The sequence below is a fragment of the Pseudomonas sp. Teo4 genome (genome assembly GCF_034387475.1).
Taxonomy (GTDB): Bacteria; Pseudomonadota; Gammaproteobacteria; order Pseudomonadales; family Pseudomonadaceae; genus Aquipseudomonas.
Genome location: NZ_JAXCIL010000001.1, coordinates 627,894 through 647,630, shown reverse-complemented (window position 1 = coordinate 647,630; position 19,737 = coordinate 627,894). Strand labels below are relative to the sequence as shown.

At 60.5% G+C, this 19,737-nt stretch carries 21 protein-coding genes and 1 pseudogene; 5 read left to right on the top strand and 17 right to left on the bottom strand.

Annotated features, from left to right (window positions below; translation table 11 throughout):
* Positions 1–82 precede the first annotated feature (82 nt).
* From PspTeo4_RS03190 to thrS, 8 genes are all read right to left on the bottom strand, one after another.
* Complete coding sequence (locus PspTeo4_RS03190; protein WP_011533210.1) at positions 83–439, bottom strand: MerR family transcriptional regulator; 357 nt, start codon at positions 437–439, stop codon at positions 83–85.
* A complete protein-coding gene (ihfA, locus tag PspTeo4_RS03185; RefSeq protein WP_003250679.1) occupies positions 420–722 on the bottom strand; it encodes an integration host factor subunit alpha in 303 nt (100 codons plus the stop codon). Before ihfA ends, PspTeo4_RS03190 begins: the two co-directional genes overlap by 20 nt.
* A 4-nt stretch (positions 723–726) precedes the next feature.
* Complete coding sequence (pheT, locus tag PspTeo4_RS03180; RefSeq protein ID WP_322362269.1) at positions 727–3,108, bottom strand: phenylalanine--tRNA ligase subunit beta; 2,382 nt, start codon at positions 3,106–3,108, stop codon at positions 727–729.
* Between the two features lie 31 nt (positions 3,109–3,139).
* Positions 3,140–4,156 (bottom strand): phenylalanine--tRNA ligase subunit alpha, encoded by a 1,017-nt coding sequence (pheS, locus tag PspTeo4_RS03175; protein ID WP_322362268.1) that lies wholly within the window; start codon positions 4,154–4,156, stop codon positions 3,140–3,142.
* A gap of 111 nt (positions 4,157–4,267) precedes the next feature.
* On the bottom strand, positions 4,268–4,624 hold the full coding sequence (rplT, locus tag PspTeo4_RS03170) for a 50S ribosomal protein L20 (protein WP_003250671.1): 357 nt from the start codon (positions 4,622–4,624) through the stop codon (positions 4,268–4,270).
* Positions 4,625–4,652: 28 nt separating this feature from the next.
* On the bottom strand, positions 4,653–4,847 hold the full coding sequence (gene rpmI / locus PspTeo4_RS03165; RefSeq protein ID WP_003250667.1) for a 50S ribosomal protein L35: 195 nt from the start codon (positions 4,845–4,847) through the stop codon (positions 4,653–4,655).
* 61 nt (positions 4,848–4,908) lie between these two features.
* Complete coding sequence (gene infC, locus PspTeo4_RS03160; RefSeq protein WP_013972005.1) at positions 4,909–5,460, bottom strand: translation initiation factor IF-3; 552 nt, start codon at positions 5,458–5,460, stop codon at positions 4,909–4,911.
* A complete protein-coding gene (thrS, locus tag PspTeo4_RS03155) occupies positions 5,460–7,382 on the bottom strand; it encodes a threonine--tRNA ligase (protein ID WP_322362267.1) in 1,923 nt (640 codons plus the stop codon). Before thrS ends, infC begins: the two co-directional genes overlap by 1 nt.
* 338 nt (positions 7,383–7,720) lie before the next feature.
* Here thrS and PspTeo4_RS03150 point away from each other — a divergent pair, with 338 nt between their 5' ends.
* The 3 genes and pseudogenes from PspTeo4_RS03150 to PspTeo4_RS03140 all read left to right on the top strand — a co-directional run.
* Positions 7,721–8,023, top strand: a complete 303-nt coding sequence (locus tag PspTeo4_RS03150) for a hypothetical protein (protein WP_322362266.1) — start codon at positions 7,721–7,723, stop codon at positions 8,021–8,023.
* A gap of 154 nt (positions 8,024–8,177) precedes the next feature.
* Positions 8,178–8,390 (top strand): cold-shock protein, encoded by a 213-nt coding sequence (locus PspTeo4_RS03145; RefSeq protein WP_003250656.1) that lies wholly within the window; start codon positions 8,178–8,180, stop codon positions 8,388–8,390.
* 120 nt (positions 8,391–8,510) lie between these two features.
* Positions 8,511–8,780 (top strand): annotated as a pseudogene (locus PspTeo4_RS03140) (transposase domain-containing protein); the annotation flags it as partial.
* Between the two features lie 68 nt (positions 8,781–8,848).
* On the opposite strand, the gene PspTeo4_RS03135 reads toward PspTeo4_RS03140, so the two are convergent.
* The 3 genes from PspTeo4_RS03135 to PspTeo4_RS03125 form a co-directional block, all read right to left on the bottom strand.
* Positions 8,849–10,015, bottom strand: a complete 1,167-nt coding sequence (locus tag PspTeo4_RS03135) for a hypothetical protein (RefSeq protein WP_322362265.1) — start codon at positions 10,013–10,015, stop codon at positions 8,849–8,851.
* On the bottom strand, positions 10,015–10,194 hold the full coding sequence (locus PspTeo4_RS03130) for a hypothetical protein (RefSeq protein WP_322362264.1): 180 nt from the start codon (positions 10,192–10,194) through the stop codon (positions 10,015–10,017). The genes PspTeo4_RS03135 and PspTeo4_RS03130 overlap by 1 nt, the downstream gene beginning before the upstream one ends.
* A 318-nt stretch (positions 10,195–10,512) precedes the next feature.
* Positions 10,513–10,830 (bottom strand): I78 family peptidase inhibitor, encoded by a 318-nt coding sequence (locus tag PspTeo4_RS03125; RefSeq protein ID WP_322362263.1) that lies wholly within the window; start codon positions 10,828–10,830, stop codon positions 10,513–10,515.
* 288 nt (positions 10,831–11,118) lie between these two features.
* Here PspTeo4_RS03125 and PspTeo4_RS03120 point away from each other — a divergent pair, with 288 nt between their 5' ends.
* Positions 11,119–11,331: a hypothetical protein gene (locus PspTeo4_RS03120; protein WP_322362262.1), complete on the top strand. Its 213-nt coding sequence runs from the start codon at positions 11,119–11,121 to the stop codon at positions 11,329–11,331.
* Here PspTeo4_RS03120 and PspTeo4_RS03115 read toward each other — a convergent pair.
* The 5 genes from PspTeo4_RS03115 to PspTeo4_RS03095 form a co-directional block, all read right to left on the bottom strand.
* Positions 11,303–12,310 carry a nucleoside hydrolase gene (locus PspTeo4_RS03115; protein ID WP_322362261.1) on the bottom strand — a complete coding sequence of 336 codons (1,008 nt, stop codon included), beginning with the start codon at positions 12,308–12,310 and terminating at the stop codon, positions 11,303–11,305. The genes PspTeo4_RS03120 and PspTeo4_RS03115 overlap by 29 nt on opposite strands.
* Before the next feature lie 28 nt (positions 12,311–12,338).
* On the bottom strand, positions 12,339–13,487 hold the full coding sequence (locus tag PspTeo4_RS03110) for a PQQ-dependent sugar dehydrogenase (protein ID WP_322362260.1): 1,149 nt from the start codon (positions 13,485–13,487) through the stop codon (positions 12,339–12,341).
* 24 nt (positions 13,488–13,511) lie between these two features.
* The gene (locus PspTeo4_RS03105; RefSeq protein WP_322362259.1) at positions 13,512–13,829 is read right to left on the bottom strand and encodes a hypothetical protein; all 318 of its coding nucleotides are present in this window, start codon (positions 13,827–13,829) and stop codon (positions 13,512–13,514) included.
* A gap of 195 nt (positions 13,830–14,024) precedes the next feature.
* On the bottom strand, positions 14,025–14,999 hold the full coding sequence (gene speB, locus PspTeo4_RS03100; protein ID WP_322362258.1) for an agmatinase: 975 nt from the start codon (positions 14,997–14,999) through the stop codon (positions 14,025–14,027).
* A gap of 25 nt (positions 15,000–15,024) precedes the next feature.
* On the bottom strand, positions 15,025–16,104 hold the full coding sequence (locus PspTeo4_RS03095; RefSeq protein WP_322362257.1) for an extracellular solute-binding protein: 1,080 nt from the start codon (positions 16,102–16,104) through the stop codon (positions 15,025–15,027).
* Positions 16,105–16,206: 102 nt separating this feature from the next.
* On the opposite strand from PspTeo4_RS03095, the gene PspTeo4_RS03090 reads away from it, so the two are divergent.
* Positions 16,207–17,103, top strand: coding sequence for a LysR family transcriptional regulator (locus PspTeo4_RS03090; protein WP_322362256.1), 897 nt, complete (start codon positions 16,207–16,209; stop codon positions 17,101–17,103).
* Between the two features lie 124 nt (positions 17,104–17,227).
* Here PspTeo4_RS03090 and PspTeo4_RS03085 read toward each other — a convergent pair whose 3' ends face one another.
* Positions 17,228–19,663 carry a TonB-dependent receptor gene (locus PspTeo4_RS03085; RefSeq protein WP_322362255.1) on the bottom strand — a complete coding sequence of 812 codons (2,436 nt, stop codon included), beginning with the start codon at positions 19,661–19,663 and terminating at the stop codon, positions 17,228–17,230.
* Positions 19,664–19,737 lie beyond the last annotated feature (74 nt).

Below are 19,737 nucleotides of genomic sequence, written 5' to 3'. Positions count from 1 at the left end.
CTGAGAACGATGAAGAATCTACCCTAACCTCATGATTAATGGAAGCTTTTTTTCAAAAAACTTTCCATTCGTCGGGTATAGATTACTTCTTAAGCACCACCAACACATCCTCCAACTCAGCAATCATCTGCCGAATCAGCTGCTTGTATTGGCTGGACTCATCCTTCACTTCATCACTGGAAAGCCGCAACCGCGCCCCGCCAATGGTGAAGCCCTGGTCATACAGCAGCGCTCGGATCTGGCGGATCATCAGCACGTCTTGGCGCTGATAATACCGCCGGTTCCCGCGCCGCTTGACCGGGTTGAGTTGGGGAAATTCCTGCTCCCAATACCGCAGCACATGCGGCTTCACGGCACACAACTCGCTCACTTCACCAATGGTGAAGTAGCGTTTGCCCGGTATGGGGGGCAGTTCGTCGTTATGGCTTGGTTCCAGCATAGGCCTCTACCCGGGCTTTCAGCTTCTGCCCTGGACGAAAGGTGACGACGCGCCGCGCAGTGATCGGGATCTCTTCCCCTGTCTTGGGGTTGCGGCCCGGCCGCTGGCGTTTGTCGCGAAGGTCGAAGTTGCCGAAACCGGACAACTTCACCTGCTCGTTCTCTTCTAGCGCGTGCCGAATTTCTTCGAAAAACAGCTCTACCAGCTCCTTGGCCTCACGCTTGTTGAGCCCCAGCTCCTCGTACAGCCTTTCGGCCATCTCAGCTTTCGTCAGAGCACCCATGCCGTTATTTCCTTAACGTGGTGTTCAACCTTTGTTCGAGCGAGGTGAGGATGTTTTGCAGGGTAGTGTTCACCTCATCGTCGTTAAGAGTGCGCGATGGATGCTGCCAGGTCAAGCCAACTGCCAGGCTTTTTCTATCAGGATCAATGCCTTTACCCTGGTAGACGTCAAACAGCCTGAGGTCTGTCAGCCATTCGCCGGCATTGTCACGAATTACTTCAAGCACCTGGCTGGAGGCCACGTCACGACCGGCGATCAGGGCCAGGTCACGACGGGTTTCCGGGAACTTGGAGAGTTCGCTGAACTTCGGCAGGCGGCCTTCGACCACGTCACCCAGCACCAGCTCGAACAGGAACACTGGGCGATCCAGGTCCAGGGCCTTGGCCAGCTCTGGGTGGATGGCGCCGAGGAAGCCGACCTGCTTGCCGTCGCGCTCGATCAGGGCGGTCTGGCCAGGGTGCAGGGCCGGGTGTTTGCCAGCGCTGAAGGTGAAGTCGCTCAGGGCGCCGGAGTAACCCAGCAGGGCTTCCACGTCGGCTTTAACGTCGAAGAAGTCGATGCCATCGCGGCCGTTCGCCCAGCCTTCGGGCAGGCGGCTGCCGGTGACGACACCAGCGATCATCGGCTGCTGCTTCAGGTCACCCAGCTGGCCAACGAAGCGCAGGCCGCTTTCGAACAGGCGCACGCGGTCTTGCTGGCGGTTGAGGTTGTGCTGCAGCGCCTTGACCAGGCCCGGCCACAGGGACGCACGCATGGCGGCCATGTCGCTGGAGATCGGGTTGGCCAGCAGCAGCGGCTCGACACCTGGGCTGAACAGCTCGAACAGTTTCGGGTCGATGAAGCTGTAGGTGATGGCTTCCTGGTAGCCGCGGGCAACCAGCAGGCGGCGCAGGTTCGGCAGCTCGCCACGGGTTTCCGGGCGGGCTTGCGGCGCCAGGCGCGCTTGCGGGTAACGAACCGGCAGGTTGTTGTAACCGTACAGGCGGGCCAGCTCTTCGATCAGGTCGACTTCCAGGCTGATGTCGAAGCGGTGGCTTGGGACGTTGACGGTCCACTCCCCTTCCGCACTGCGGGTAGTGGTCAGTTCCAGGGCATTGAGCAACTGCTCGACCTGGGCTGGGTCCATTTCCATGCCGAGCATCTGGGTGATGCGGTCGGCGCGCAGGGTGACCGGGGCAATGTTCGGCAGGTGCTGTTCGCTGGCGGCTTCGACCACCGGGCCAGCTTCGCCGCCGACGATTTCCAGCACCAGCGCGGTAGCGCGCTCGATGGCTTCGCGGGCCAGCTGCGAGTCGACGCCGCGCTCGTAACGGTGCGAGGCGTCGGTGTGCAGGCCGTAGGAACGGGCTTTACCGGCAACGGAAATCGGCTCGAAGAAGGCGCTTTCCAGGAACAGGTCGCGGGTCTTCTCGGTGTTCACGCCGCTGTGCTCGCCACCCATGACGCCGGCGATGGCCAGGGCGCGGGTGTGGTCGGCGATGACCAGGGTGTCGGCGCGCAGGGCAACTTCCTGGCCGTCGAGCAGAACGAGCTTCTCGCCCTCTTCGGCCATGCGCACGCGGATGCCGCCGTTGATTTCAGCCAGGTCGAAGGCGTGCATCGGCTGGCCGAGTTCGAGCATCACGTAGTTGGTGATGTCGACAGCGGCGTCGATGCTGCGCACGTCGCTGCGGCGCAGGCGCTCGACCATCCACAGCGGGGTCGGCTTGCTCAGGTCGACATTGCGGATGACGCGGCCCAGGTAACGCGGGCAGGCAGCCGGGGCACTGACTTCGACCGGGCGCACTTCGTCGTGGGCAGCCGGTACGGCTGGCACGGTCGGGCGGGTGACCGGGACGTTGTACAGGGCGCTGACGTCGCGAGCCAGGCCGGCGATGGACAGGCAGTCACCGCGGTTCGGGGTCAGGCCGATCTCGATGCTGGCGTCGTCCAGGCTCAGGTACTGGCGAATGTCTTCACCCACCGGGGCGTCGGCAGCCAGTTCCAGCAGGCCGTCGTTCTCTTCGCTGATCTGCAGCTCGGCGGCCGAGCACAGCATGCCGAAGGACTCGACGCCACGCAGCTTGGCTTTCTTGATCTTGAAGTCGCCTGGCAGCTCGGCACCGATCATGGCGAACGGAATCTTGATGCCTGGGCGGGCGTTAGGGGCGCCGCAGACGACCTGGAAGGTTTCCTGGCCGTTGCTCACCTGGCAGACGCGCAGTTTGTCGGCGTCCGGGTGTTGTTCGGTGGCGAGGATTTCGCCCACGACGATGCCGCTGAACTGGCCGGCAGCGGGGGTGACGCTGTCGACTTCGAGGCCGGCCATGGACAGGCGGGCGACCAGCTCGTCACGGGAGACTTGCGGGTTTACCCAACCGCGCAGCCACTGTTCACTGAATTTCATGCTGTTCTCCTGAAAATTGCGTCGGGTTGGCCTAGCGGAATTGCGCTAAGAACCGCAGGTCGTTGTCGAAGAACAGACGCAAATCGTTGACGCCATAGCGCAGCATGGCCAGGCGCTCGGCGCCCATGCCGAAGGCGAAGCCCTGGAACTCTTCCGGGTCGATACCGGACATGCGCAGCACGTTCGGGTGCACCATGCCGCAGCCCATTACCTCGAGCCAGCCGGTTTGCTTGCACACACGGCAGCCGTTGCCGGAGCACATCACGCACTGGATATCCACTTCGGCGGACGGCTCGGTGAAGGGGAAGAACGACGGGCGGAAGCGCACGGCCAGTTCTTTTTCGAAGAACACGCGCAGGAACTCTTCGATGGTGCCCTTGAGGTCGGCGAAGTTGATGCCGCGGTCGATCAGCAGGCCTTCGACCTGGTGGAACATCGGCGAGTGGGTAATGTCCGAGTCGCAGCGGTAGACGCGGCCCGGGCAGACAATGCGAATCGGCGGTTGGGTCGATTCCATGGTGCGGACCTGTACCGGCGAGGTATGGGTGCGCAGCAGCATGTTGGCATTGAAATAGAAGGTGTCGTGCATCGCCCGGGCCGGGTGGTGGCCGGGGATATTGAGCGCTTCGAAGTTGTGGTAGTCGTCTTCCACCTCTGGGCCTTCGGCGATGCCGTAGCCGATGTGGGTGAAGAACTGCTCGATGCGCTCGAGGGTACGGGTGATCGGGTGCAGGCCGCCAGTGGTCTGGCCACGGCCCGGCAGGGTCACGTCAATGCATTCGGCGGCCAGGCGAGCGCTGAGCTCGGCTTCTTCAAAGGCGGCCTTGCGTGCGTTGAGCACGTCGGTGACGCGTTCCTTGGCGTCGTTGATCAGCGCGCCGACTTTCGGCCGCTCTTCGGCTGGCAGATTGCCCAGGGTCTTCATCACCTGGGTCAGTTCGCCTTTCTTGCCGAGGAATTGAACCCGGATCTGTTCCAGGGTAGTGATGTCTTCAGCGCGTTCCACGGCCTCGAGGGCTTGGGCAACCAGCGCGTCCAGGTTTTCCATGTACAGACTCCAGATACGAAAATAGGGGAAGAGCTTTTGAAGGCTCTTCCCCTATCGATGACGTTTTACACCCGGCGCCGCAGCGCGCCGCCGGATGATTGTCGTGGGTACTTAAGCCAGAACGGCTTTAGCTTTCTCGACAATCGCAGCAAACGCCGCTTTTTCGTTCACTGCCAGGTCAGCCAGAACCTTACGGTCGATTTCGATCGACGCCTTTTTCAGGCCAGCAATCAGACGGCTGTAGGACAGGCCGTTGGTGCGGGCACCGGCGTTGATACGAGCGATCCACAGGGCGCGGAACTGACGCTTCTTCTGGCGACGGTCACGGTAGGCGTATTGACCAGCCTTGATGACCGCCTGCTTGGCAACGCGGAATACGCGCGAGCGTGCACCGTAGTAGCCTTTAGCCAGTTTCAGAATTTTCTTGTGACGCTTACGAGCGATAACGCCGCGCTTTACACGAGCCATGAGTAACTTCCTCTATCTTTGACCGAAATTAACGTACGCGCAGCATGCGCTCGACTTTTGCCACGTCAGACGGGTGCAGCAGGCTGGCACCGCGCAGTTGACGCTTACGCTTGGTCGACATTTTGGTCAGGATGTGGCTCTTGAAAGCGTGCTTGTGCTTGAAGCCGGAAGCGGTCTTCAGGAAGCGCTTTGCAGCACCGCTCTTGGTTTTCATTTTTGGCATGTTGGAACTCCGCATTCGATAAAATTACACAATAATCATCAGGCCTGCCGTGCCCGGGAGATTACTTTTTCTTTTTGGGGGCGATGACCATCATAAGCTGGCGTCCTTCCATCTTCGGATGCTGCTCAACGGAGCCGTATTCGGCGAGGTCGGCTTCGACCCGCTTCAACAGCTCCATGCCCAGCTCCTGGTGGGCCATCTCACGGCCACGGAATCTCAGAGAGATCTTGGCCTTGTCCCCATCGGTAAGGAAACGTACCAGGTTGCGTAGTTTTACCTGGTAATCCCCTTCTTCCGTCCCTGGACGAAACTTGATTTCTTTAATCTGGATCTGCTTCTGGTTTTTCTTGGCTTCGTTGGCCTGCTTCTTCTTCTCGAAGAGGTGCTTGCCGTAGTCCATCACCTTGCAGACGGGCGGTTGCGCGTCTGCAGAGATTTCCACCAGATCCAGCTTCGCTTCATCAGCGATTCGAAGCGCTTCATCAATCGAGACGATGCCAATCTGCTCGCCGTCAGCGCCAATTAACCGAACCTCGCGTGCCGAGATATTCTCGTTGATCGGGGCCTTCGGTGCAGTTCGTTTATCGTTTCTCATTTCACGCTTAATAGTCATTACTCCGATTCTAGGCGACCGCGCTGGGCAATAGCGCTGTTGAGCAGCTGCGTGAATTCAGCCACCGGCATGGAGCCGAGGTCTTTGCCTTCACGGGTGCGTACGGCGACGGTCTGCGTTTCGACTTCGCGATCCCCTATAACCAAAAGGTACGGGACCTTGAGCAAAGTATGCTCGCGGATTTTAAAGCCGATCTTCTCATTTCTCAAGTCCGACTTGGCACGGAAACCGCTACCGTTCAGGGATTTTTCTACCTCGAGGGCGAAATCGGCCTGTTTGTCGGTGATGTTCATGATCACGGCCTGGGTTGGCGCCAACCAGGCCGGGAACACGCCAGCGTAGTGCTCGATCAGCATGCCGATGAAGCGCTCGAACGAACCGAGGATGGCGCGGTGCAGCATGACCGGGCGCTTACGGTTGTTATCTTCGGCGATATAGCTGGCATCCAGGCGCTCTGGAAGGTTCGGATCGTACTGCAGGGTGCCGCACTGCCAATTACGGCCGAGGCAGTCGCGCAGGGTGAACTCGATTTTCGGACCGTAGAACGCGCCCTCGCCCGGCTGGTATTCCCACTCCAGGCCCGACTCGTTCAACGCATCGGCCAAGGCACCTTCGGCGCGATCCCACAGCTCTTCGGAACCCACGCGTTTGGCCGGACGGGTCGACAGCTTCATGGCGACGTCGGTGAAACCGAAGTCCTTGTACACGTCCAAAGTCAGCTTGATGAAGTCGGCGGCTTCTTTCTTCACCTGATCTTCGGTGCAGAAGATGTGCGCGTCGTCCTGCACGAAGCCACGCACGCGCATGATACCGTGCAGGGCGCCGGACGGCTCGTTACGGTGGCAGGCACCGAATTCGGCCAGGCGCAGCGGCAGGTCACGGTACGACTTCAGGCCCTGGTTGAACACCTGCACGTGGCACGGGCAGTTCATCGGCTTCACCGCGAAATCACGGCTTTCCGACGAAGTGGTGAACATGTTCTCGGCGTAGTTGGACCAGTGGCCGGAGCGCTCCCAGAGGATGCGGTCGACAACCTGCGGGGTCTTGATTTCCTGGTAGCCGTTTTCGCGCTGGACTTTACGCATGTACTGCTCGAGTACCTGGTAAACGGTCCAGCCGTTGGCGTGCCAGAACACCATGCCCGGCGCTTCTTCCTGCAGGTGGAACAGGTCCAGCTGCTTGCCGATTTTACGGTGGTCGCGCTTTTCAGCTTCTTCGATGCGCTGGATGTAGGCGGCCAGCTGCTTCTTGTCGGCCCAGGCGGTGCCGTACACACGTTGCAGCTGTTCGTTCTTGGCATCACCGCGCCAGTAGGCGCCGGACAGCTTGGTCAGCTTGAACGCCTTGAGGAAGCGGGTGTTCGGCACGTGCGGACCACGGCACATGTCGACGTATTCTTCGTGGTAGTACAGACCCATGGCCTGCTCGTCCGGCATGTCCTCGACCAGGCGCAGCTTGTAGTCTTCGCCACGGTTCTGGAACACGTCGATGACTTCGGCGCGCGGAGTCATCTTCTTGATGACGTCGTAGTCCTTGTCGATCAGCTGCTGCATGCGCTGTTCGATGGCGGCCAGGTCTTCCGGGGTGAAAGGACGCTCGTAGGCGATGTCGTAATAGAAGCCTTCGTCGATCACCGGGCCGATCACCATTTTGGCGGTCGGGTACAGCTGTTTCACCGCGTGGCCGATCAGGTGGGCGCACGAGTGACGGATGATCTCCAGTCCCTCTTCATCTTTAGGGGTGATGATCTGCAGGGTGGCGTCGTTCTCGATCAGGTCGCAGGCATCGACCAGCTTGCCGTCGACCTTGCCGGCCAGGGTGGCCTTGGCCAGGCCGGCGCCAATCGAGGCGGCGACTTCGGCTACGGATACGGCCTTGTCGAACGAACGTTGACTGCCATCGGGAAGAGTAATAACGGGCATGGCGCCTCCTCTCCTAGTGGTGACCCCTACCAAAGGTCACGTGGGTTGGGATGAGCCAGTACAAGATCCGCCCTGCCTTTCCCGCGGGAAAGCCTGCCTCACAGTGGCAGAAGCCTTTCGGCTTGCCTGGGACGAACCAGAGTGACTGGAAAGTAATAGAGATAGCTGCACGCTGCGCTTGGTCAGCTGCAAGCCGAGCATGCTAGCACGCGGGTTGCGCAGCAGGCAGAAATATTTGGAAATTACGCGGCCCCGGTGAACTAACGCGGAAAATTTCCTATCAGACCTTGGGAAGCAACCTACTCTTGATGAGACCTTAACCCAAGGAGTAACCGGTTATGCGACTTCACTCTCTCCTGGCCCTGGCGGCCGCTGGCGCCCTGCTGCTGCCCGTGGCTGCGAACGCTGGCAACTTCCCCCCGGGGAAAGAGGCTGGTTACATGGCCCAGTGCACCCAGGTGGCCAGCGGACAGGGTGTGGATGCTGCGACCGCGAAAAAGCACTGTGACTGCGGCGCGCAGGCCATCAAAAAGAATTTCACCGATAAGGAGATCGAAGACCTGGACAGCAAGGACGGCGTTGACGCCAAGCTGATGCAGAAGGCACAGACGGTCGTGCAGGCGGCCTGCAAACCCAAGTGATGAGCAGGCAATCAACACTTTGTTTGCCCTGGATCAGCATCCTGCGAAGGTAAAAGGCGCTACATGCGCAGAATTAGACTATGATGTTGCCGGTGCTGCGTAGCCTCGGCCACATTGCACCACTGAAAAACTAAATGTTCTGGAGATTCACCTCATGTCCAATCGCCAACAAGGCACCGTCAAATGGTTCAATGATGAGAAAGGCTACGGCTTCATCACCCCAGCAGGCGGCGGCGACGACCTGTTCGTACACTTCAAGGCCATCGAATCCGACGGCTTCAAGAGCCTGAAAGAAGGCCAGACTGTTTCCTTCGTCGCCGAGCGCGGCCAGAAGGGCATGCAGGCTGCACAGGTTCGTCCGGAGTAATTCGGAAAGCTGTAAAAACCCGCCCTTGTGGCTAATGCTTTTCACTTAAGCATGTGAGTCCAAGCCGGGGTTTCTAGAAAATCCGATATCAGTCCTCTGGTATCGGATTTTTTTATGCCCATTCAGCAGCGATTGCTCGACCTCGGCGATCTTTCCAACTTCTCCGACCTTGGCACCTTCACCCAGAAAATCCCTGGGGAGTGGGTCGCCAGCGCACCCGACCTCTCTGCACAAGCCACCATTCGGCGCCACCGCCTACCCAGCGAACAAGTGCTGTGGCTAGTGCTGGGCATGGCCTTGTTCCGTGATGAGCCTGTGCATGAGGTGGCCAGACGCTTGAACATTTGTGCTCAAGGCCTGGCCTCTGATCAGCTCCCAGTATTCAGTGGAGCGTAAAGCTGCTCCGCTTAGGTGAACAGCATTACGCGCCATGCGCGGGCCCTGCGTGGCTGGAAGCATCAGGCGTTATTGAACCGCGCGAGCAGTCTTGGCAACCGCCCGGATTCAACCTTGAACAGCAACCGGTCACCCTTGCGGATTGGCTGCACGAACGTGCCGTACCTGATCTCACTGGCATACTCCGCATCGCTGGCAATTACCTGGATGGAAGGATAACCGGAAGTATTGGGGGCAAAATCCAGCGTCTGCTTCCAGTTTCCATTCTCCATTTTGTAGATACCGTAGGACTGTGTCTGAACCCGAGCCCCCGCCGTGTTCGGCGAAGACTGGATCACATGCGCACCACGCTGGCGAGCGCGCACGCTGTTTGCGTAGATGATGTTGTCGGCCACCCGGCAACGTAGCGACCAGTCGGTATTGATGATGTAGTGGGAGGCGATGGGACCGCCTTCCTTGGTAGCGGCAAACCAACGCATGATATGGCCTGACATATCCTTGGGGGTGAAGAACGGATTGGAATAACGCGCCGCCTGAATGGCGCGCAAGTCACCAAATGCTTTGGGTTCGTTGCCAACTTCGCGTATGAATTTTCCCAGCCTATCGAGGCTCGGCGTATTACTGCCAATCCAGCGTTGGCTCACCCCAGGCCAGAACGAAACGTCCCTGGCATCGTGGTTATAGGAAACCACGGTATTTTTGTTCAGCGCCCACAACTGTACGATTGCCGCTTCTCTGCACGTAGGCGGAATGATCGATTGACCCAGCACGCGCTTCAGCAACGCATTAAGTTCCGCGTGCGCCTCACGGGTGAAGTTTTTGAATCGATGGAAATTGAGGATGACAATTTCCTTGTCGGCTCTTGCATCACGCCGATAGCGAAGCAACTCCCGCAGGATGTCGGCCTCGACGGTCCGACCATTGGTTCCCTCGTGAAAGATGGCAAAGCGACCGGCGCCTTTGGCACCACTGAAGTACTGTACACGCAAGTCGAGTGCACGCACGCCCCACATCAATTGCTGGTAGATCCTGACGTCCTGGCAGGTTTCAAACGACGGGGTGCGAGGCGCTTCCTTGTCAAACGCCGCATTGTGCGTACCCAACAGCAAGGTCTCACCGATGGGCAATACACGCGCGCCTGAATAACGTTCCATCCAGTTGCTGCGATTATTATTTGCCGGTTTGCAAATACCACCCGACCAGCTTCCACTTGGACACCAACCGGCCATTATTGCTCTCCTTGCAGAATGTGGGCGCAGACGTCCTGACAACCGAATTCGCAGGTTTGACCTTCTCCATTTTCAAGGTCTTCGCGTTCAGCATCCAATAACTCATCTTCACCAGGCAGTTGTAGTTCCGGCGAGATGAATTCCTCACCCGTTGTTGCCGTAATATATTCCATGATCATTGATACTCTGTTAACTAATGAAGCCAACAAAGTAACCACTTTTCTTGATTTCAGAACCTCGTAGATCTACGAGTAAACTTTGAAATCAGTTGACAAGGAAACGATTCCTGATAGCCAAACAAAAAGCTTGCATCGCTGCGTAATGCTGTTCAGCTATTTCTGGATCACCGTCCAAGACCAGGAAGGCCAAGGACGGTGAAGATTTCCAAAACCCGGTATCCAGTGGACCGGAAGGCTGCTCCGTTTAAGTGAACAGCATCACGCCCTTGCGGCGGTTTTTATGGGATCCGCAGGGCCTGGCGGGCCCTGCCCTGCCACTCAGCCGCAGTTGACGCGGGTGACCACACCCTGCTCGTCGACATTCAGGTTCAAACGCTCGGAACGGTACTCCAGGGTGACCACATCATGGGGCTTGAGGATGCGCGCCATTTGCGAGCCACTGGCCTTGCGCGCCTGCTCGACCAATTCGGCACTACCTGGCTTGCCGATGGCGAAATCGGCGCCACTGGCCTCGCAGCGGCCATCGTTGCCGGCTGCCGCAGCCGGGGCACCGCCGCCCGAGTTACCGCCAGAGCTGCAACCTGCCAGGACGGACGCCACCAGCAAGGTCGCCAGGGAAGCACGGGTACGGAACATGAATCCTCCTAAAATCAATCCGGGAACTGCCTTATGCGACAGCTCCACTCACTGTTTGTTGCAAAACCGTCCAAGTCTGCCTGAACTGGCCAACAGAGGCGAAAAGCAATCGTGACCGAATTTTGCACCAGCCCCTTGGTTTGCAGTGCGCGGCCTTTTATTCTTAAGTCGCAGGGTGATTGACGCAAAGTCATGATTTACTGCAAGAAGTGGAGCGCACCGTGCCTCCGTCGGACACCAGGGTCAGGTGTTCGCCCCTCCATACCGGGCCTTCAGCGAGAGCCTTTCATGAGCAGCCACAGTATCGACGCCGACATCAAGGTCAAATGGGCCGAGGGCCAGAGCGCCTATAGCCCCGGCACCCCGGAGGAGCTGCTATTGATCGCCATCGACCTGCTGGTGCGTGACCGCGGTGGCGAAGCCGCGCGCAGCTTCGTCGAGCAGGTGATCGAGCGCTACGCGCCACAACCGGCTATCGCAATCTCGCCAGACGGTCACTGAGCAGGTCGAACAGGCCCTGGGCGTCGCCTTGCGACACCCACATCACATTGGCCGGACGTTTCAGCACACCGTACCAGTCGGCGATGGTCTGGCCGAAGGTTGCGCCTTCACGGCTGTCGACCGCCAGATGAATACGTCGCCCACTGAACAGTTCTGGCTTGACCAGATAGGCGATGACGCTGGCATCGTGCACCGGCCCGCCAGGCATGCCGTACAGGTCCATGTCGTGCTTGATGTAGGAATTGAGGATATCCACCACCACCTGGCTCGCGTGGTTGTTCACCGCCGCCAGCTGCGTGAGACGGGCTTCGCTGGTGAGTAGCGTATGGGTCAGGTCCAGTGGCAGGTAGGTCAGTGGTACGCCACTGGCCAGCACCACTTCGGCGGCATGGGGGTCTGCGTAGATATTGAATTCAGCCGTTGGGGTAATGTTGCCGCCGTTGAAGTGGGCACCGCCCATCACCACCACTTCCTTGATGCCCTTGGCAATTTCCGGGCGCTGGATCAGCGCCAACGCCAGGTTGGTCTGTGGACCGAGCATGGCCAAGGTGATGCTGCGGGGCTCGGCGGCGCCCAGGGTATCGACCAGGTACTGCACCGCGTTACCTTGGGCCAGGGGCTTGGCCGGTTCGTGAACCTGCACGCCACTCAGCCCTTCTTCCCCATGCACGTCGGCGGCGTAGACAGGCGTGCGCACCAGCGGTCGCCCGGCGCCGGCGTACACCGGGATGTCTTCGCGACCTCCCCACTCACGGGCCAGGCGGGCATTGCGTGAGGTTTTGGCCAAGCGCACATTGCCTGCCACGGTAGTGATCGCACGAATGTTCAACTCGTCAGGCGAAGCCATGGCGAGCAACAGCGCAACCACGTCGTCGGCACCGGGGTCGGTATCGATGATCAGCTCGCGCGGTGCGGCCTGGAGGCTGGTGGTGACGACGGCAGACATGAAGACGATTCCTTGTAATACCTGCTTGAGCATAGGCACTCCTGTTACCCAGGGCTTGACCTCAACCTTCGGCTAACCCGACCTTCAACAGCTTTCCATCCTTTTCGTCGGTCAACACATACAGGTAGCCATCCGGCCCCACCCGAACATCACGAATCCTGGCCTTGAGCTGGCTCAACAGCCGCTCTTCATGCACGACCTTGTCCCCCACAAGCTGCAGACGAATCAACTCCTGCGTGGCCAGTGCGCCGATGAACAGGTTGTGGTCCCAGGCCCGGAAGGTTGGACTGTCATAGAAGGCCATGCCACTGATTCCGGGCGACTTCTCCCACACATGGTGCGGGTCGACCATGCCATCGACGTGCTTGCCCTCAGCCTCGGGGATTGGCAGCAGCGAGTAATTGATGCCGTGGGTTGCAATGGGCCAGCCGTAGTTCTTGCCCGCCTGCGGGATGTTGATCTCATCGCCGCCACGAGGGCCGTGCTCGTGGGTCCAGAGCTTGCCAGTCCAGGGGTTGAGGGCCGCGCCCTGCTGGTTGCGGTGGCCGTACGACCAGATTTCCGGGCGGACGGCGTCCTGGCCGACGAAAGGGTTGTCTTTCGGTACGCTGCCATCGGACCGCAGGCGCACGATCTTGCCCTGCAGTTTGTCCAGGTCCTGGGCGGTGGGGCGCTGGTTGTTCTCGCCCAGAGCGATGAACAGGTAACCGTCACGGTCGAACACCAGCCGCGAGCCGAAGTGGTTGCCCTCCGACAGCTTGGGCTGCTGACGGAAGATCACCGTGAAGTTTTCCAGCCGCGCACGGTCGCTCGAAAGCTGGCCACGGCCGACCGCTGTTCCGGCCTTGCCGTCGCTGCCTTCCTCGGCATACGACAGGTAGACGGTGCGGTCCTGGCCGAACTCCGGCGACAGCGCCACATCCAGCAAGCCGCCCTGCCCTTCGGCCCATACCTTGGGCACACCACTGATGGGCGGGCCGACCTTGCCCTCGGCGTTGACGATGCGCAGGTTGCCGGGGCGCTCGGTCACCAGCATGTCTTTGCCACCCGGCAGGAACGTCAGCGACCAGGGGTTGCGCAGGCCATCAGCCAGGGTATCGACCGTCAGTGCCCCCTCTTCACTGGAAAACTGTTGTTGAGCAGCGGCCTGGGCCAGTAGCGGGAACAGCGCGGCGGCGGTCAGGGTTATCAACCAGGTAGGTCGGGTCATGCAGGGTTCCTTCCATTGCGAGGCTCACGGTACGCGCTGGGAGTCGCGGGGTGGCCGGGTAGGTTCAAGGTTTGGCGTCTGCTGCTGGCGCCGCAGGTTGTCGCCATTGCCGATGCCTCGGTTGTCCAGGCTTGGCGTGCGCTGGTAGGGCTCGGTCGAAGGCCCGCGCACCGGGGGCGCCGCCTGGACACTGCCTTGGCGGCTGTTGGGGTTGGCGCGCTGGATCGGGCTGTTGTAGGGGTTATTGTTGCTGGCAGCGAGCTGCAGCGACTGGAGGGGCGCCGCTTGCAGTGGCAGGCACAGCAACAGGCCCAAGCCCAAGGCTGGCATCTTGATGTTCATGCTTCACCTCCTGTACGAAATGGCGCGCCTCGAAGGTTGGATAGCCTAAGGCGCGATGGGTTCGCGGCAAAAGTGTGAATGCGGGTGGAGTTAATTCCTGATGTTTCAGTATGGGCTTTGGCGGCGCAGTGCGGGCTAGTGGCGACGCAAGGCCATCTGTAGTTTCCGATGGCCTCATCGCCGGCAAGCCGGCTCCTACAGGTGCAGTGGAGTGCCGATGTCTTTGTGCCGGGCCGCATACAGGCAGAGCATTTCCATGGCCAGGGTCGCTCCCGCCAGGGCGGTGATATCGGCATGGTCATAAGCCGGCGCCACTTCCACCAGGTCCATGCCCACCAGATTGATACCGCGCAACCCGCCCAGAATCTCAAGGGCTTGCACCGTACTCAGCCCACCACATACCGGGGTGCCAGTTCCGGGGGCGAAGGCCGGGTCGAGGCAGTCGATGTCGAACGTCAGGTATACCGGCCGATCTCCAACCCGTTGGCGAATCGCTTCGATCACTGCCTCCGTTCCCTGACGATGGACCTGGCGGGCATCGACGATGGCAAAGCCCTGGCTATCGTCATTGGTGGTGCGCAGGCCGATCTGCACGGAATGAGCCGGGTCGACTAGGCCTTCGCGCGCGGCGTGCCAGAACATGGTGCCGTGGTCGATACGCTTGCCGTCTTCATCGGGCCAGGTGTCGCTGTGCGCATCGAAGTGGATCAGCGCCAGCGGACCGTAACGCCGGGCGTGGGCCTTGAGCAGCGGGTAGCTGATGAAGTGGTCGCCGCCCAGGGTGAGCATGGCGCACCCGGCCTCAAGTATCCGATTGGCATGGGCTTCGATGCTGTCCGGCACCGACTGCGGGGTGCCACTGTCGAACGCACAGTCTCCGTAGTCGATAACCGCCAGGTGGTCGAAGGGGTCGAATGCCCAGGGCCAGTGACGCGCCCAGGCTTGCTGAACCGAGGCGGCGCGAATCGCCCGCGGCCCGAAACGTGCACCTGGGCGGTTGCTGGTGGCGGTGTCGAAAGGCACCCCACTCACTACCACATCGACCCCTCGCAGGTCACGGCTGTAGCGTCGCCGAGAGAAACTGGTGATACCTGCGTAAGTACTTTCTGCGGCAGTGCCGTACAGGCTGTCGCGGGTGATGGCCTGGTCATTGTCGACGGCTTGGTCCACGGTGTTGCTCCTTTGTCGTTATTGGTTACTGGCCGCTGCGAAACGCCGTCCACAAGCGGTTGCGCTGACGCAGGTCGGACAACGCCATGCTGCGGTCCGCGTATAGGCGCTCACGCACATCAGCGGGCGGGTAGATGTCCGGGTCGTTGCGTACGGCGTCATCCACCAAAGGGGTGGCGGCCTGGTTGGCGTTGGCGAAAAACAACGTGTTGGTCAGCGCCGCCACCGAATCGGGCTTTAGCATGAAGGCGATGAAGGCTCGGGCGGCCTCCGGATGCGGGGCATCCTTGGGAATGACCAGGTTGTCCTGCCATACCAGGGTGCCTTCCCGGGGAATGCGGTAGATCAATTGGAACGGCTTGCCAGCGTTGCGCGCCTGGTCGGCGGCCATGGCTGCGTCACCGTTGTAGGTCAATGCCAGGCACACGCTGCCATTGGCCAGGTCGCTGATCTGCCGGCCATTGGCGACGTAGCTGATCGACGGCTGCAGTTGTTCCAAAAGCTTGCGCGCCGCCGCGAGGTCAGTCTTGTCCTGGCTGTATGGGTCCTTGCCCAGGTAGTTCAAGGCCAGGCCGATGACCTCCTGGGGTGAGTCGGGCATGGCAATGCCGCACGACTTGAGCCGGCTGGCGTACTCAGGCTTGAACAGCAGGTCGAGGCTGTCCAGCGGCACGTCGCCCAGTCGCTCACGCACCGCTTCGACATTTACCCCCAGGCCCAATGTGCCCCAGGTGTATGGCACCGCATAGCGGTTGCCTGGGTCGACCTCGGCGAGCTTGGCCAGCAGGTCCTTGTCGAGGTTGGCGTAGCCCGGCATGGCCTGCGCTTGCAGTGGTTGCAACGCGCTGGCCTTCAATGCCCGGGCCAGCACCGTGGAAGAAGGCACCACCACGTCGTAGCCGCTGCCGCCGGTCAACAGCTTGGTTTCCAGCACTTCAGTGGTGTCGAAGGTGTCGTAGCGCACCTTGTAGCCGGTTTCCCGTTCAAAGCGTTGAAGAGTTTGCGGCGTGACGTAGTCCGCCCAGCTATAGAGGTTCACGACCTTTTCTTCGGCCTGCAGCGGCAGGGCCAGTATCAGGGGCAACAGACACAACGATCGACGCATGACGGACACCTCGGCAAATGGGTGGATGCCGCCAGCATGCCAGCCGGGTAACATTGCAAAAATGGCAAGTCTGCAAAGCTGACATTCACCAGGAGCAATGTAATGCTGGGCCAATTGCAAGACCCTGACCTGCACCTGCTGCGGCTGTTCGTCACTGTAGTAGAGGCCGGTGGCTTCAGTGCCGCCCAGGGCGTTCTCGGGCTGAGCCAGCCCACCATCAGCCAGCGCATGGCGCAGCTGGAAACCCGTTTGGGCTATCGCTTGTGCAACCGTGGCAAGGGTGGCTTCCGGCTGACGGAAAAAGGCCAATTGCTGCTGGATGCGGCCCGCGAACTGCTGCTAAACATCGAGCACTTTCGCCAGCAGGCCAATGGTGTTGGCGGGCGGTTGTTGGGGACCGTGCGCCTCGGCCTGGCAGAGGGCCAGGACAGCTCGGTGAGCCTGCGCATTGCCAACGCGATATCACGCTTTCGCGATCGCGATGAGTCCGTCCTCCTGGAGCTGATCAGCGCGCCGCCCGCCGAGCTGGAGCGCCTTCTGCTGGAGCAGCGGCTGGATTACGCCATCAGCTACTTCTCCGGCAACCAGGCTGCCTTCGATTACCAGCCGCTGTTCGAAGAGCGCCAGCGCTTGTATTGCGGCCAGGGGCATGCGCTGTTCGGTATGACCGAGGTGGCGCAAGAGCAGTTGCTCGACGTGGACCAGGTGCGCCATCCCTATCGTTTTCTAAAAGGTGGCGAGCCGTTTCAGAGCCGCCGGAGCATGGCGGTGGCGGAACAGACTGAGAGTGTGCTGGCCTTTATTCTCTCGGGGCGACATATCGGTTACTTGCCCTGCCATTATGCGGCCCCCTGGGAAGCGCAAGGGCTGCTGCGAGCGTTGGATCCGGGGCTGGATTTTCTAGTGCCGTTCACCCTGGCATGGCATCGAGGGCAGGCATGCGGGGAGGCGCAGCGCGCATTTGTGGCGGATTTGCGGTTGGCGTTTGGCTTGGCGTGATGGTCGCCTGCCCCTGCCCTATCGCCGGCAAGCCGGATCCCACAAGGATCAAGCCGATCTTGGGTTCACTCCCAGCCTGTGGGAGCCGGCTTGCCGGCGATAGGGTCACTATTTACAACTTCGGTCAGTAGGCCATGCTCCAGGCCAGGGTGTAGGTCCGCCCCCGGCCTTGGTAGTCATACAGATACGCTGGCCCGTATGTTGGCGAGTAGAACAGCGTCGCCCGCTGCCCCCAGACCGTGCTGTACTGCTTGTCCAGCAGGTTCTGGATACCTGCGCTGAAGGTACCGAAACCGGAGTCCTGGCTGGCCAGCAGGTCGAAAGTGGTGTAACCGTCAATCTCATGGTCAGCATCATCCTTGAGGCTGAATGCATGGTTGGCCTGCAGTCGCGCGCTGCGCCCGTCGCCCTTCCAGCCAACGAACGCGGTTGACTTGGACAACGACGCGTAACGGGCATCGCGCTTGATCCAACCACCGTCGGCGTCTTCTTCCTCGGAACGGGTCAGGTGCAGGGTGCCGCCCGCCTCCCAGCCGCTCTGGAAGTGCCGGGTCAAGGCACCTTCAAAGCCAAAGTCGCGGCTCTTCTGGTCTTGCACATCGATGGTCAGGGTCTGCGAATCGACGTTGATGATCTTGTCCGACCAGATGTAGTACAACGCCGCCTGGGCGTCCCAGTCCAGGTCCGCGTAACGCCAGCCAAGCTCGACCTGACGGCTCTTGATACCGGCCAGAGGGTTATCTGCCACGCTCAGGCCTTGCTTGCCGTAGTACTTGGCCGGGTCCGGCAGATCGAAGCCTTCACCGTAGTTGGTCCATACCTGATGGCCGTTCTTGAAGTCGTAGATGGCGCCGATGTTGTACAGGTTGACCTGGTAGTCGTTGCTGCCGCCGGGCACGCCCTTGAAGTCGCTGACATCCACATCCATCTGCTGACGCCGCGCCCCTCCGGAGAGGGTCAGGTTGTCCGTGGCGTGCCAGTCGAGCTGGGCGTACACCGACACGCCATCGACCCGGTAACTGGGGTAACGGTCAGCCTTGCTGGCTTTGTCCAGGTCCAGGCCACCGCTTTCGGAAGAAGTCAGTGCATCGAAGGTGGTCTGCTGGGCATTGAAGCGCTCTCGGTCCAGGTCGACCCCATAGGTGAGCTTGAGCGTCTCCCATTGCTTGGCGAACAGCCCTTTGAGGCTGGTGACTTCGAAGTTCTGCTGCGACGCGGCGAAATACACGCCTCGCGAGCCAGTGGGGGTGGCACGGTTGTAGTAAGGGAACGGGTAGAAATTATCGTCCTCCTTGCGGTACGAAGCCTGTAGGTAGAAGTCCTGGCCCAGCACATCGGCGTGGTGGTAGTTGGCATTGAGCAGCAGACGCCGGGTGCGCGGTTCGAGGTCCGAGGAGTAACCACTGCGCAGCTCGGCGTCTTCCAGGTCGGACGGTGCGTTGTAGTTGAGGTTGGGGAAGTAGATGCCGGTGCTGCCGTGGTTGCCGGAGTCGTAGTACTGGGCCAGCAGGTCGAGGCTCTGCTCGTCGCTCAAGGTGAGCCCCAGCGTGCCGAGCACGTCGATGGTGCGGTTGTACTGCAAATCGGTCTGGGTGTTGTCGATGAAGATCTGGTCGCCCGCACCGTCATAGAAAGCTTCGTTCTGCTCTCCGGAAACCCCGAGACGAGCATTCACTCGCTCATTACCGCCACTAACCGACTGGGCAAAGCGAGTAGCCAGGTCATCGCTATTGTTGAAGCCGCTGCTGGCACCAAGCTGAGTCTCGAAACGTGCAGGCCCAGGCTCGCCCTTCTTGGTCACGATATTGATGATGCCGCCGGTGGCACCGCCGCCGTAGATGGCGCTGGCGCCGGACAACACTTCGACGCGTTCGACGTTGAACGGCGAAATGCTGTCGAACTGGCGCGACAAGCCTCGCGAGCTGTTCTGGCTGACACCATCGATCATCACCAGCACATTGCGCCCGCGCATGTTCTGGCCATAGTTGGTGCGCCCTTCAGGGGCCAGGTCCAGGCCTGGTACCAGCTTGCCGATGGCCTCCTTGAGGCTGACACCGCTGTCGATCTGCTCACGCAGTTGCTGCTGGTCGACGACCCAGACCGTACCGGGGATTTCACTGATCGCGGTGCTGGTGCGCGACGCCACGCTGACTTCGATGGGCTTGAGCTTGATCGCCTGAGGCGCGCCCTCAGCCCTGCGCAGGGTCACGGTGCGGGCATCGCTGAAGTGCCAGGCCATGTCGCTACCGGCCAGCAGTTGCTGCAGTGCCTGCTCGATGCTGTAGCTGCCTTGCAACGCCGGGCTGGTGAGCCCCGCGACGTCACTGGTGGTGTACAGCAGGTGCAACCCGGCCTGGTCGGCAAATGCGGTCAGGGCCTGGTCGAGGGACTGCGCGGGCAGGTCGAGCTGTACCTGCCGAGTTTCGATCCTGGCCTGATCGAGCGTGGTCGCAGCCCAGGTCTGCAAAGGGCCGGCAAGCATGGCCAAGGCGGTGCAGGACAGCAAGGCATGATGGAAACGACCGCCGCGGCGGTGCAAGGGCTTGAGCGTGAGTGTCACGAATAAGCTTCCAGACAAGTCGTAAATGAGAATGGGTTGCTGATCAGTCCCACTACGACGATCTGGCCTGCATG